At 34.2% G+C, this 13,945-nt stretch carries 14 protein-coding genes; 7 read left to right on the top strand and 7 right to left on the bottom strand.

Annotated features, from left to right (window positions below):
- Window position 1 precedes the first annotated feature (1 nt).
- The 4 genes from sprC to ACHRWY_RS10375 all read right to left on the bottom strand — a co-directional run bounded on the left by sprC (window position 2) and on the right by ACHRWY_RS10375 (window position 3,876).
- On the bottom strand, window positions 2-1,429 hold the full coding sequence (gene sprC / locus ACHRWY_RS10390; RefSeq protein ID WP_395354355.1) for a gliding motility protein SprC: 1,428 nt from the start codon (window positions 1,427-1,429) through the stop codon (window positions 2-4).
- Window positions 1,426-1,836: a hypothetical protein gene (locus ACHRWY_RS10385; protein WP_395354353.1), complete on the bottom strand. Its 411-nt coding sequence runs from the start codon at window positions 1,834-1,836 to the stop codon at window positions 1,426-1,428. Before ACHRWY_RS10385 ends, sprC begins: the two co-directional genes overlap by 4 nt.
- A gap of 102 nt (window positions 1,837-1,938) precedes the next feature.
- Window positions 1,939-3,231, bottom strand: a complete 1,293-nt coding sequence (locus ACHRWY_RS10380; RefSeq protein ID WP_395354352.1) for a hypothetical protein — start codon at window positions 3,229-3,231, stop codon at window positions 1,939-1,941.
- Window positions 3,232-3,423: 192 nt separating this feature from the next.
- Complete coding sequence (locus tag ACHRWY_RS10375; protein ID WP_395354350.1) at window positions 3,424-3,876, bottom strand: hypothetical protein; 453 nt, start codon at window positions 3,874-3,876, stop codon at window positions 3,424-3,426.
- Window positions 3,877-4,310: 434 nt separating this feature from the next.
- On the opposite strand from ACHRWY_RS10375, the gene ACHRWY_RS10370 reads away from it, so the two are divergent.
- From ACHRWY_RS10370 to recA, 4 genes are all read left to right on the top strand, one after another.
- Window positions 4,311-5,459: an ATP-binding protein gene (locus ACHRWY_RS10370; protein ID WP_395354349.1), complete on the top strand. Its 1,149-nt coding sequence runs from the start codon at window positions 4,311-4,313 to the stop codon at window positions 5,457-5,459.
- Window positions 5,460-5,466: 7 nt separating this feature from the next.
- Window positions 5,467-5,850, top strand: coding sequence for a DoxX family protein (locus tag ACHRWY_RS10365; RefSeq protein ID WP_395354347.1), 384 nt, complete (start codon window positions 5,467-5,469; stop codon window positions 5,848-5,850).
- A 121-nt stretch (window positions 5,851-5,971) separates the two neighbouring features.
- Window positions 5,972-6,481 (top strand): acyl-CoA thioesterase, encoded by a 510-nt coding sequence (locus tag ACHRWY_RS10360; protein ID WP_065451819.1) that lies wholly within the window; start codon window positions 5,972-5,974, stop codon window positions 6,479-6,481.
- Window positions 6,482-6,657: 176 nt separating this feature from the next.
- A complete protein-coding gene (gene recA / locus ACHRWY_RS10355; protein ID WP_395354627.1) occupies window positions 6,658-7,665 on the top strand; it encodes a recombinase RecA in 1,008 nt (335 codons plus the stop codon).
- A gap of 564 nt (window positions 7,666-8,229) precedes the next feature.
- Here recA and ACHRWY_RS10350 read toward each other — a convergent pair.
- Window positions 8,230-8,976, bottom strand: a complete 747-nt coding sequence (locus tag ACHRWY_RS10350; protein WP_395354346.1) for a lysophospholipid acyltransferase family protein — start codon at window positions 8,974-8,976, stop codon at window positions 8,230-8,232.
- A gap of 229 nt (window positions 8,977-9,205) precedes the next feature.
- Here ACHRWY_RS10350 and trpS point away from each other — a divergent pair, with 229 nt between their 5' ends.
- The gene (gene trpS / locus ACHRWY_RS10345; protein ID WP_395354345.1) at window positions 9,206-10,180 is read left to right on the top strand and encodes a tryptophan--tRNA ligase; all 975 of its coding nucleotides are present in this window, start codon (window positions 9,206-9,208) and stop codon (window positions 10,178-10,180) included.
- Between the two features lie 30 nt (window positions 10,181-10,210).
- On the top strand, window positions 10,211-10,618 hold the full coding sequence (locus ACHRWY_RS10340) for a hypothetical protein (RefSeq protein WP_395354344.1): 408 nt from the start codon (window positions 10,211-10,213) through the stop codon (window positions 10,616-10,618).
- Between the two features lie 154 nt (window positions 10,619-10,772).
- Here ACHRWY_RS10340 and dprA read toward each other — a convergent pair whose 3' ends face one another.
- Window positions 10,773-11,873, bottom strand: coding sequence for a DNA-processing protein DprA (gene dprA / locus ACHRWY_RS10335; RefSeq protein WP_395354342.1), 1,101 nt, complete (start codon window positions 11,871-11,873; stop codon window positions 10,773-10,775).
- Window positions 11,874-12,129: 256 nt separating this feature from the next.
- On the opposite strand from dprA, the gene ACHRWY_RS10330 reads away from it, so the two are divergent.
- Window positions 12,130-13,098: an SPOR domain-containing protein gene (locus ACHRWY_RS10330; RefSeq protein WP_395354341.1), complete on the top strand. Its 969-nt coding sequence runs from the start codon at window positions 12,130-12,132 to the stop codon at window positions 13,096-13,098.
- 72 nt (window positions 13,099-13,170) lie between these two features.
- On the opposite strand, the gene ACHRWY_RS10325 is transcribed toward ACHRWY_RS10330, so the two are convergent.
- The gene (locus tag ACHRWY_RS10325; protein ID WP_395354340.1) at window positions 13,171-13,929 is read right to left on the bottom strand and encodes a hypothetical protein; all 759 of its coding nucleotides are present in this window, start codon (window positions 13,927-13,929) and stop codon (window positions 13,171-13,173) included.
- Window positions 13,930-13,945 lie beyond the last annotated feature (16 nt).

Below are 13,945 nucleotides of genomic sequence, written 5' to 3'. Positions count from 1 at the left end.
ATTATTTTAGCACCGTTATTGATCCTTTTTTTTCACCTGTGTCGGATTGAATGACATAGTAATATACTGGATTTACATTTTTAAAATCTATTGAAGTCTGAGGCCAATCACCTTGGTAATCAACAACATCCAGAACCATATCACCATTGGAACTTATAATCATAACTTTGGTGCTTGCATTTTTGTATTCATCGGGAATGTTCCAATATGGGTTTGTTCCGGTTAATTTTATAACATTAGGAATAACAGTGGCTGGCCCTCTTGGCCCAGTAGCTTTAAATGTAAATTCTTTAGAAGCTATGCAACCTGAAGCTTGTGATATTTTTACTTTATAAGTACCAATAGCAGCTACTAGATAACTGTTCGTTGTTGCTCCAGTAATAAGGTTTCCGTTTAAATACCATTCATATGTTGGATTGGTAGCATCTGTTGTAATACTTACATTAATAGTTTCTCCTTCGCTAAGTTCAAACTCATCTGCCACATCAATACTGGCATTGAAACCGTTACTGCTAAGTGATAGATTTCCTGTTGCACTACAACCTCCAAAATCTACATCGACTGTATAAGTTCCAGATTCATTTGTTGTAACGCTACGGGTATCCCCTCCAAAAGGAACACCATCTTTCTTCCATACATAATGATTACCCTGAGTTGCTGTTAAAACGGTTCCTGTTCCATTCGAACAAAAAGGGTTTCCTAAACTGGAACTAATAACAACGGCTCCTCCTGATGTTGAACTTCCAACCTTAATAAGATTGGAACTAATATTTGGCTCAGTACAGGCACCGTATTCTACTACGGCATAATATTCGCCTACTGAATTTACAACTAACGTTTTAGCACTTTGTCCTGAAACAATTGCACCATCTTTATACCATCTGTAATTAAGACTTGGAACTATTTTTAAAGGAGAGTTGTCTCCGTCATCTACAGAAAGCGTTAAAGTACTACCAGTACAAATAGTTGCATTAGTAGCTTTATTATTAATCGAAAATGTAGATTCGTAAGTTTTATAATATGCGGGAAAAGAAGTAGCTCCTAACGAGTTTTTGAATCTGACACTAGTAGCACCAGTTGAGCTTTTAACTCGTATTCCGTAGGTATCAGCACCAACCAGATTAGTTGGTACTGCAAATTTTAAGGTTTTTTGCGTGGCAGAAACGTCCACGGCAGGCGCCAGTAAAGTAGTAGCAATTGGATTGTTTGAATTATCTAAAAGCTCTACTGCAAATGTCGTTCCTGCTGGAAAATTAACATAACTAAAGGAAGCATAAAATTCATTAAACGTAGGTCCCGCACAAAGTTTCTCAAGGCCATCTAATGGCTGAGGAACTATAGTTTGTGCATTTACATTCGGTTTAGTAATGAATAATATGCAAAGTAATAAAAAAAATGTGGTATTATTTGGGGTAATTTTTTGAATCATATAGTGCGCGTTCTTGCTAGGTCTATGTTTTCAAAAAATAAAATATCAATAAATGTTTCGGAAAAATCATATTTATAGTTCTCAATAATATCTTTTGCAAGAACGGAATAAGAAGCTGTTATAAATGAATTTTCTTCACACTTTGAATTGGTCTGATCTTTCATCTCAGTTGCCTTAGCAAGGCTATCCTTGGGGTTGGATAGCCCTACTAAAAACTGATTAGAATTATCTAATTTGCTGATAATATCAGCTGTGTCTTTCTTTTGATTATCACACGCCGTTGTACTGCTATTCGCGTCAATAGAAACGGTAGGCTTTTCTACTGAATTTTGGGCATATAGACTTAATGTAACAGGTGAAACCAAAAATATTATATATATCAAATATTTTTTTCTAGATAGAGCCATTATGTCTTGATCTTTATTTGGTCCGCTTAAGACGAATACATAAATTGTGTCTGGGGACTTTATTAATAAAATTTACGCTTTGAAATAAAAATCGAAATCTATTTATCTGTTGCTGCTAGACGCTGTGATTTTTCCTAATTGTAATCTGAAATCCGGTTTTTTAGCATTGAAAATATCGATAAATGTTTCTCTGTTGTTACTTTGTGAGTAAACGTTAAAAAACACGCTATTTCCATACCAGCTCTCCAGGTCTTCATTGTTAGAATTGTACTCTGTAAAGATGTTTCCGTTACATAGGTTGAAGTACATTTCTTCAAATTTGATTTTCTTAAGGTTAGCATCATTAATTTCTGTTTTACTATCTAATAAAACAGCTGGATTGAATCCAGAGATTACGCTACGTTTCATTTCAAGTGAAGCACTTTCAGCTACATATACAGCCTCTTTCACTAAACCTGACTGAATATCAGCTTTAATGTTTTCACTATCATTAAGCATTGTAATATTAGTTGCAACAACTAAAGTTTGTTTTTTAGTAAAATCAGTTTCATTTTTCTTTTCGAATGATTTTACTTCCATGCAACGAGACCCGTCTTTATTACTAGATAAATAAGAAGATCTTACGGCTAATGAGTTATATAAACGACATTGAACACCTTGTGTAAATTTAAAGTCGTCATTGATAGATTTATAAGAAACTAATTTAGTAGCGTTTATATCACCTCCAAAAAAGGCAAATGCATCACCACCGGAGTAGCTTACCATAACGTTTTCAAGAATTGTTTTAGATCCGACACCAGCAATAGTTAAACCATTGAAAGTATCCACTCCTTTAACTTTTTTACCTGCAAACTCGATTCTTACATATCTTAAAATTCCTGAATTTCCTGCAGCATTATCACCACCATAAGTAGTTAATGTAGGATCAAGATCTAAGTTATAAGAACCAACATTTCCAAATTTATTGATTGGAGCGTCACCTAAAATTACAACTCCACCCCAGTCTCCAGCTTTTTTCTGGCTACGGTTTGAAGTAAACACAATTGGATCAGTCTCTAATCCATCAGCAACAAGTTGTGCGCCTTTAGTCACTACTAAGGTACCTTTTGTTTCAAAATCACCAATAATCAAAGTTCCTGGTTCGATTGTTAAAACAGCATTGTTAGTAACATAAACATTGCCTTGCAAAACATAAATATTCCTCTTCAGCAATTTAGTATTAACAGATATGTTTCCTGCTAAAATTTGGTTTGCTTCTCCATACTCTACTTTGTTAGGCTTGAATTCGGTCCAGTTGTTTAACCAATTGGTGTAGCCCATAATTCCTTTCTCTTGTTGAGCACTCATACTCGTAACTGTCAAAAGAACGCAGATCATTTGAGTAATTTTTTTCATGATAAGGGGGGTATTACGGTTAATAATAAATTTGGGTATGCGTAAATGAAAAAACTCATCTCGACTTTTCTGGGATTAATTCAGATAGATCGAGAACGAGTTGTTTTTTTATCTCTTTTTCGAAATGGCGCAAAAAATTTAACTCATCTACGTAAACAATTCGAAATAGGTTTTAAAAAATATAATTAAACATTACATTTCATTCAATTCGTTGAACTCATGTAAAGATTTCAATGTACTTTCATAGAACAAAATTGCAGCAATTAAGTTTCCTTTGTCTGAATACGGCATCATTTTTCTTTGAAACTCTACTGTCGTATCTAAAAATGCTGTTGTACCAACTGCCTGAGCATCTAATACCTTTTTGTGTTCGTTATCGTCCGGAATACCTAAGTCTGCCATCGTAACACCAGGTTTTGTAACCAACGCAATGTAAGGGAGCGTTTTTACTAAAACTTTTATACGCTCGATGTAAAGTTCCAAAAGTTCTCCTTTTTGCATACCACTCAATTCCTTTTGATCATGATATTTACGAATAAGAGCTGTTGTACTAATAATACTTCTTGGTGCATTTTTTGCCTGGGCCGAAATAGCTCCAGTTGTAAATATAAAAAGTGCACTAAATAAAATAATTTTCCCTTTCATAGATTCTTAAATATAATTGGTTGTTGATGAAAACAAAAATATATAAATTAACTTAAATTGCAACTTTATTGATTTTTTTTTTCGAAAAAAAAGCTTAAAAAAAGCTTAAATATCAACCTTATGGCGAGATAATCTGCGTTTTAGCGGAGTTTTTGTTAAATTTGTTAAAAGAAAAAAGGTAAGATATAAGCTATTAAAAAGAAAATATTCTTTAAATTAATAACCAAAAAAACCTTACGTTTGTCGTATAGAGCAAAAAACTATTAACAAAAAAGTCTTAATATCTCCTTCAAATCATCTCTTTATTAACAAAAGTTGGTTAATAAACTCTAAAAAACCGAAGTCAAAACTTCATTAACCACAGAAATTAAATCAAGTCGATAAACTTTTGTTTGAAAATTTTTGACTACATCATTTTCTTCTATCTTTGCTTCATGCAATTTTCTCAAATTTTAGGTCAAGATTACATCAAAAGTCACTTGATAAAAAGTGCAGCTTCCGGACGAATTCCGCACGCACAATTATTCATTGGACCAGAAGGAAGTGGTACACTATCCACCGCTATCGCCTATGCGCAATATATTTTGTGCAACAACTCAGGAAATGAAAATGAAAACGGAAATGATTCCTGCAATCTGAAGTTTCAAAACATCTCACATCCTGATTTACATTTTATTTATCCAACGGTAACAACTGAAGATGTTAAAACTAAACCCAAAAGTTTAGACTTTATTCAGGATTGGCGAAATTTTATTCAGGAAATGCCTTACGGAGGTTTATTTGACTGGTATAAAATACTGGGCGTTCAAAACAAACAGGGTGAAATTCGGGTCGAAGATGCTCAGGAAGTTTTAAAATCACTTTCGTTAAAATCTTACGAAGGAGGATATAAAATCATGATTATCTGGATGGCGGATAAAATGAATATCGCCGCATCAAATAAACTACTGAAACTTCTGGAAGAACCTTCGGATAAAACTATTTTTATTCTGATTTCAGAAAACGAAGAAGATATAATTCAAACCATACGTTCTCGCTGTCAGGTGATTCACTTTAATGGACTGCCGGAAAAGGTTATCGCACAAGCTTTAATTTCCAAAGAAAATATCGAAGAAAAACTGGCCTTCAAAATTGCACATCAGGCGCAGGGAAATTTCAGTAAAGCTTTACATCTTTTAAAAGAAGACGATTCAGAATATCCTTTTGAACAATGGTTTGTCAATTGGGTTCGTGCCGCTTTCAGGGCCAAAGGAAACGCGGCTGCTATTCAGGATTTGATTTCCTGGAGTGAAGAAATTGCTGCACTGGGACGTGAAAGCCAGAAAAAATTCATTCAGTTTTGTATCGAAATGTTTCGTCAGGCACTTTTGCTTAATTATCAGGCGCCGGATTTGGTTTATATTGAACCAAAAGTCGACAAATTTAAACTCGAAAATTTTGCCCCTTTTGTAAACGGAAATAATATTCATGAAATTTTCAAGGAACTTTCGGATGCGATGTATCACATTGAAAGAAACGGAAATGCAAAAATAATTTTGACCGATTTATCAATAAAACTGACTCGTTTAATTCATAAAAAATAGTTTTCAAATGAATAATGTTGCCTCTATTTTACTATTAGCCTTTTTAGCCTTAACCTTCTTACAGTCAGGATATGAAAAAATATTTTACTGGAAAGATAATGTCGACTGGCTCAAAGGGCATTTTGCCAAAACACCATTGAAAAATCAAGTGCCCCTTGCATTACTTCACCTTTTAATTTTAGAATTAATTTCCGGTATTTTATGCGTAGTTGGCGCCATACAATTGGTAACAAACAGCGGCCGGGAATTTGGTTTTTATGGCGCCGTATTTTCTTGTATCTCTTTGTTAATGATGCTTTTCGGACAACGACTAGCCAAAGATTACGATGGTGCAAGAACCATTGTCATCTATTTTATTCCAGCCGTAATGGCTGTTTATTGGTTAAATTAAAATATAAACCACAGATTTCACAGAGTAAAAAAATAAGAAGAAATCATTCCTGTCTTTTGAATCTGTGGCAAAAAAACCGTCTGTATAGCGGACATCAAAATAAAATTTTATTATTAAAAAAATGAATCCAAAACACCCTTCAGAATCCTTAACGATATTAACCGATTTAGTTTTACCGAGCGAAACAAATCCTTTAAATAACCTTTTTGGAGGTGAATTATTGGCCCGTATGGATCGCGCAGCAAGTATTGCCGCCCGCAGACATTCACGCCGAATTGTAGTAACGGCATCTGTAAATCACGTGGCTTTTAACAGGGCCATTCCCCTTGGAGCCGTAGTTACAATAGAAGCAAAGGTTTCCAGATCTTTTAAAAGTTCTATGGAAGTTTTTATCGATGTTTGGGTAGAAGACCGTGAATCCGGAAGCAGAACCAAAGCCAACGAAGCCATCTATACTTTTGTTGCAGTGGATGATAGCGGAAGACCAGTTGAAGTTCCGCCAATTGCGCCGGAAACAGAACTTGAAATACAACGTTTTGATGCTGCTTTGCGTCGTAAACAATTGAGTTTACTATTAGCCGGGAAAATAAAACCTTCTGATGCCACAGAATTAAAGGCTTTATTTTTATAGTGAAATTTGTGACAATTTGGAACAATCTGAGAGAATCAAACTTCAAAAAAAAGAACTATTTTTACAAAATTACAAGCCTGATACAAATCTAAATCAGTAAGTTATCATTTCTGGTTTGTTTTTGAGAATAAATTATAAAAATTTACATGAAAGAAAAAGAAAAAGAAAAAAAAGAGATGAGTTCAGAGAAAGAAGCCAAATTAAAAGCGCTACAACTTACGCTTGACAAACTAGATAAAACTTACGGTAAAGGAACTGTAATGAAGATGGGAGATAAAGCCATCGTAGAAGTTGAAACAATTTCTTCAGGATCCCTTGGGGTTGATTTAGCTCTTGGAGTTAATGGTTACCCGAGAGGAAGAATTATAGAAATTTACGGACCGGAATCTTCAGGAAAGACTACTTTAACATTACACGCAATTGCCGAAGCTCAAAAAGCCGGCGGAATTGCTGCTTTTATCGATGCTGAACATGCTTTTGATAGAAATTATGCCGAAAAATTAGGTGTAGATATCGAAAACTTAATCATCTCACAACCGGATAACGGAGAGCAGGCTTTAGAAATTGCTGAAAACTTAATTCGTTCAGGAGCAATTGATATTGTGGTTATTGACTCTGTTGCTGCATTGACTCCAAAAAGTGAAATCGAAGGTGAAATGGGAGATTCTAAAATGGGTCTTCACGCTCGTTTGATGTCACAGGCATTAAGAAAACTAACTGGAACGATCAGCAAAACAAATTGTACTGTTTTCTTCATCAACCAGTTAAGAGAGAAAATTGGGGTTATGTTTGGAAATCCTGAAACTACAACTGGTGGTAACGCCTTAAAATTCTACGCTTCAGTTCGTTTAGATATTCGTCGTTCTTCTCAAATTAAAGATGGTGAGAATGTAATTGGAAACAGGACTAAAGTAAAAATCGTAAAAAACAAAGTAGCTCCGCCTTTTAAAACTGCCGAATTCGACATCATGTACGGAGAAGGAGTTTCTAAAACAGGAGAAATTCTTGACTTAGCGGTTGAATTTGAAATCGTTAAAAAAGCAGGATCATGGTTTAGCTACGGAGATACAAAATTAGGACAAGGTCGTGATGCTGTAAAATCTTTAATCAAAGATAATCCGGAATTAGCTGATGAATTAGAAGCAAAAATTAAAGCGCACATCAAAGAATTAGCAAACGCTTAAAATATTAAAAACCTGCAAGTTGCAGGTTTTTTTATTCAAACCCGACAGTACTAAAACGAGTCGGGTTTTTTATTTTTAAAAAATAAATAAAAAATGACGCAACCATTCTAAAACTATGGCATCTTATAAATAAACACAAGAATTTGACTGGTATTTGCCATAATACCCAATTCAACGGTTTTTTTTATAATAAATTTAGATTGGTTTGTTCTACAAAAACCCGTTAGTTTTTTGGTGCTAACGGGTTTTTATCATTATTTTTTTACGTTTTTTTTACTTTTTACGCAACCTTTTTCATTTTTTGCTCTCTATATAAATGTGACATTAACTTGAGTTTAATACAAACTCTTTATTATCAATCCTTAATATTTTTAACCATGAAAGAAAAAATAGAAGTGTTGTACAATAAAAACCGCAGAAAAACCAAATTGAAATTTAAAAAAGTATTGCGTTTTATTTCTGAAAAAATAATTCACCGATAGTCTTTTTGAATATAAATGGGGGATTTTTAATTCAAAAGAAAACCCGACAATTTCGGAAAATTTGTCGGGCTTTTTGTTTTGACTATTCTTTCTTTCCAAAAGCAATCAATCCTTTGTATATCAATTGCCTAACCTGGTCCCGAAGTTCTTTTCTATGATCACTTGTTAAGCCGTTGGTTGTTACAAAGGGCAATATTTTTACGCGCATTTTTCCGGGACTTCCACTTAAAAAAGTATATGAAAAGCGCTCCTTGTTATCAGCAAAAACGATAGGCACAATTGGAATTTGGTGATCAATTGCCAAACGAAAAGCACCATCCTTAAATTCATCCAGTAAGATGCTTTCATCATCAGGAACTCCACCTTCAGGAAAAATACAAATACTAAGTCCCTGACTAAGCCTGTTTTGTGCTCTTTTAAAAACTTCATTTTTACTTCTTGAAGAATTTCGATCTACCAAAATACAAGTTCTTTTATAGAAAAATCCAAATAAAGGAATCTTCGAAAGCTCTTTTTTCCCAACAAAAACAAACGGATTTCTAACCACAGCCAGCATAAGCATAATATCGCTCATCGATGTATGATTGGCCACAATCATGTAACTTTTATTTTTAATGAGCTTTTGCTCGCGTTCGACTTTGTAATAAAAACCCATCCCGAAAAGGATAAATTTAGCCCAAATGCGGGCCATTTTAAAGAAATAGGGATAACCCCTTTCTGAGATGATAGAAATCAACAAAAACGGCAGCATAATCAATATCGGAATGGCCATTAAAATGTAGAACCAAATGCGCCATATAACCCAAAAAACAATTTTTAATCCTTTCATGGTTCCAAATGTAAGAAAAGAGAAGTGAATTTAGATTTTTAGACCGTGAGATTTTTACATTATTAGATTTTTGATGATCTGGAAACACCAAACTGTTATTAACTATAAAAAAGTTGGTCCATTTTGGGGTTAAAGAAAAATAAACTTTGCAGACTTTGCGAAAAACTTTGCGAACTTTGCGGTTAAAAAAAATAAACTTGCAATCTTTGCGGTTAAGAAAAAAACTAGAATGGCAAAAATACTTACTGGTGTTCAGAGTACTGGAACGCCACACTTAGGCAATTTATTGGGAGCAATTATTCCAGCGATCGAATTATCAAACAATCCTGCAAACGAATCTTTTTTGTTTATTGCTGATTTACATTCGATTACACAAATTAAAAATGGTAAAACCTTGCGCGAAAACACTTTTAGTGTAGCGGCGGCATGGCTTGCTTTTGGATTAGATATTGATCGTGTTACGTTTTACAGACAATCAGATGTGACTCAAACCACTGAATTGACCTGGTATTTAAGTTGCTTTTTCCCATTTCAAAGACTGACTTTAGCACATTCTTTCAAAGATAAAGCGGATCGTTTAGATGACGTAAACGCAGGTTTGTTCTCTTATCCGATGTTAATGGCAGCAGATATTCTACTTTACGATGCTGAATTTGTACCAGTTGGAAAAGACCAGTTACAACATTTAGAAATTACCCGTGATGTAGCTTCCCGTTTCAATCACCAAATGGGCGAAACTTTTGTAATTCCGGAAGCTAAAATTCAGGAAGACAGTAAGTTGATTCCCGGAACAAACGGCGGAAAAATGAGTAAATCGGCCAATAATATTATCAATATTTTCCTCGATGACAAAACATTGCGCAAGCAGGTTATGAGCATAGAAACGGATAGTACGCCGCTTGAAGATCCTAAAAATCCGGATACCTGCAATGCTTTTGCAATTTATTCATTGTTAGGAACTGAAGCTCAAATTGCCGAAATGAGAACCAATTATTTAGGCGGAAATTACGGTTATGGCCATGCCAAACAAGCTTTGTTTGAATTGATTACCGAAAAATTTAAAACCGAAAGAGAAAAATACAATTACTATATCAATAACCTTGATGAAGTAGATGCATTATTGAAAAAAGGTGCAGCAAAAGCTTCTGTAGTTGCTGATGGCGTTCTGGCAAAAGTTCGCGAAGTACTTGGGTTTGGTAAATAAACCAATCTTCTAAAATTTTACATTGAACTTATGACCAAAGAAGATGCCATAGAAGAATTAATGTACCAAAGCGGACGACATGAAAATTTTGAGAATGAAAGATGGAAAAATGGTTTTCTTGGACAATTGCGCCCTTTTAAGGGTATTTTACACGAAAAAAACTATCATCTAATTATGCAAGCTTTAAAAGTTCTTGCTCCGGAATTTGAAAAAGAATTTATTGACAAAAGAATAATAGCTTCTGTGTGGGGAATTTGCCATTTAGGTCGAATGTGGGCTTTGTATCCCGAAGGAATGCTACAAAGTAATAAACTAATTAATGACCCGCAAATAGAACAAATTGATGATTGGATTGTAAACCTGTCTTACACTGCTTTTTGTTTACTTGATGGTACAGGTACAAAAGAAGCTTTCTGGGATTACGATAATAAAAAATAAGCAAAACGAAAGTATCAGCTATTCTTCATAGCTACTTTATCTAAACTTAGCGAATTACTTTGGTGTGGGAAATAAAATATCTGCTGCGAATTACACTAATTTTCACGAATTAACTTGGTAAAAATTAGCGTAATTTGTGGCACTTTTTTGATTTCTAAATTGCCTCAAACAATTTCCCCGGAAGTGGCCTGATAACTCCCTTCAATTCCATATTTAAAAGCAATCCTGATATTTTATAAATAGGAAAATCGCATTGTAATGCTATGATATCCAGCAACTCTTTGCCATCTTTAAGCAAGAAATCATACACTTTTTGTTCATCAGGCTCCAGCTCGACGAACAGCTGTTTCTGGATAGTTTTTTCTTTATTTTCGATGTCCCAATTGAGTATATAAACCAAATCTGCGGCACTTGTCAGTACGTTTGCCTTTTGAGTTTTAATGAGATCATTACAACCCTGACTATATTTATCTGTAACACGACCCGGAACTGCAAAAACATCCCGGTTATAATCATTGGCCAGGTTGGCTGTAATAAGGGAACCGCCCCTATCTGCCGATTCTATAACAATTGTAGCTTCGGCCATTCCAGCCACAATACGATTTCTGCGTACAAAATTTTCTTTATCAGGATTTGACGAACTCCAGAACTCCGTTATAAATCCTCCATTTTCTTCTATATTGGCAACAAATTTTTTGTGGGATTTGGGATAAATCTGGTTCAGGCCATGAGCGAGTACGCCAATGGTTTGTAAATTAAAATCCATGGCCAGCTGATGCGCTACAATATCAACACCATAAGCAAAACCACTAACAATTACAGGATCAAGCGGCATTAAATCTTCGATTAGCTTTTTACAAAACTCTGTTCCGTACGACGTAATCTGACGCGTTCCAACAATACTGATTATTTTCTTGTTTTTTAAATTTATGTTTCCGGATGAAAAAATTAAAACAGGAGCATCAAAGCAATGTTTCAAGCGCTCCGGATAATTGTCATCCTGAAAAAAAGATACTTTTATATCATTTGATTTGATAAATTCAAGTTCCCTTTCTGCTTTTTCAAACACTGATTTATCTTTTAAATTCTTCAGTAAGACTGTTCCAACTCCGTCAACAGCAGCAATTTGATTTATTTTCGTTTTAAAAATAGTCTCTGCACTACCAAAATGACTGAGTAGTTTTTTTGCCATTATATCCCCCACCCCTTCAATTTTTAATAAGGCTAATAAATAAAATAAATTTTGATCTGACATGAGTGAATATAGTTTAAAGGCGGAGACAAAAATCTTTTAAAAAACAAATCTTAAAATAAATTCAAGAGCAGCAAAGATATAAATTAGATGTAAATTCTTTCAAAAATTATTACTTAAAGATTAGGCAATCCTTTTTTGAAAGAGACAAAAAAAGTCTAACTAATTGAAAAATAATTATCTATAAAAATATCTGAATTGTTAATAAAAATTGTGAATAAAATTTTGATAACTATATTCGTTGCATAACTTTGTTACTATGAAAATCGAAAACTATATAGCACAGTTATTGTATCGTTATCAGTGTGTAACGGTTCCAGGATTTGGAGCATTTTTAACAGAAATTCAATCAGCGCAGCTGAATGAAAGTACAAATTCGTTTTTTCCTCCCAAAAAAATGATCTCTTTTAATAGCCGTTTGAAAAACAATGACGGACTATTGGCCAATCATATCGCTAACGCGGAAAAAACATCTTACGGTTTTGCTGTAAGTGCTATTGCTTTTGAAGTTGTAAACTGGAAAAAAACTTTAGAAGAAAATGGCGTTATCAGCCTTAAAAACATAGGCGAAATCCGTTTAAATGCTGAGAACAACATAATCTTTACACCAAACGATCAAACGAATTACCTGGCATCATCCTTTGGATTAAGCCCTTTTGTTTCTCCTTTGGTTAAAAAAGAAATATTCGAGAAAAAAATCGAAGCCATTTCAGAAAGAGAAACTATAACTTTACATGCAAATGAAGAGGAAGGAAAATCATCAAATCCTTTCTTACGATATGCTGCAATTCTTGTTTTAGGTCTTGGAATTACGGGCAGTATTGGATATCCTTTATACCAAAATCAAATTGCGACCAAAACATTAATTGTTGAAAGTGCGGTTCAGAAAAAAGTTCAAAATAAGATACAGGAAGCCACTTTTTTCATTCAAAGTCCTTTACCAGCTGTTACACTTTCCGTTGATTCTGCAAAAGTAGAAGAAATTGAAGTAAAAACCATGCCTTATCACATTATGGCAGGTGCATTTAGAAGCGAACAAAATGCCCGAAAAGCTTACAACCAATTGGTTAAAGATGGTTTTAAAGCCAGAATGCTAGGTGAAAACAAACATGGCTTATTTCCTGTTCTATACGGAAGTTATCCCACAATGGCTGAAGCTGAAAAAGCACGAAAAGAAATTCAAAAAGGAGAAAATCCAGATGCCTGGATCCTTGTTGAAAATTTATAAAACGCTCAAACCTATTCTTTCCGAATAGGTTTTTTTTAAATTTTTTTTATTTGAAACCGGATAGAATTTTGTTTAACGTGGAACAATTTTCGCGTCCTGATTGAGAATTTCTTTTCCGTTCTGAAAAATCGTTAAATTAGCTGGTGCTGAATCTTTTGTACCCAAAACAGTAATGTAACACTGGTAAAGGAAATTGCCTTTTTTGAAATCGTAATGATGGTTGCCACCCGTTCCATCCTGAAACCATTTTCCGTTAGTAATAACTAAATCCGGCTTTTCACTCATTGATTGCTTTATCGACCAAGACGCATATCTGTAATTATCATTTCCTAAATCATCAATTCGGACTCTGAATTTAGATGTTTCCAGTATTACTTCCGGCGCTTTAAACTTTGCAATCGATGGGTGAAGTTTGTTTTTTTCAGCAGCTATTAACTTGTTTTTGAGATCGCTTTCAACTTTTGACTGATAATTAATCGAGAAAACTTTTCCATCTGTATCCATCCACAAAGTACCCTGATTTAACATTATACCTCGCCAGCCTACTTCTGACCAGTCTTTTGCAGGATTTGATTTTGAAATTTCAGTTTTCAGTTTAGCATCAAAAATTTCAGCATATCTTTTTACAAACTCAGTCTTATTTTTTATAGACGGAATTGGGTTTTCCCTTCTCAAAGGATATTTAATCGCCGCAGCGACAGCCTCTTTCCTATCGTTTTTCACATTATCAATAAAGCTTTTAACGAACTTCTGGTATTCCGGTTTCAAATCCTGTCCTGATACATTTTGAATGCAAATACCGATGAATAGGATATATAGTAGTTTCTTCATAATTTCTATTTTACAT

The sequence above is a fragment of the Flavobacterium sp. FlaQc-48 genome, assembly GCF_044007335.1.
GTDB lineage: Bacteria > Bacteroidota > Bacteroidia > Flavobacteriales > Flavobacteriaceae > Flavobacterium.
This window is presented reverse-complemented; position numbering and strand designations above follow the sequence as displayed.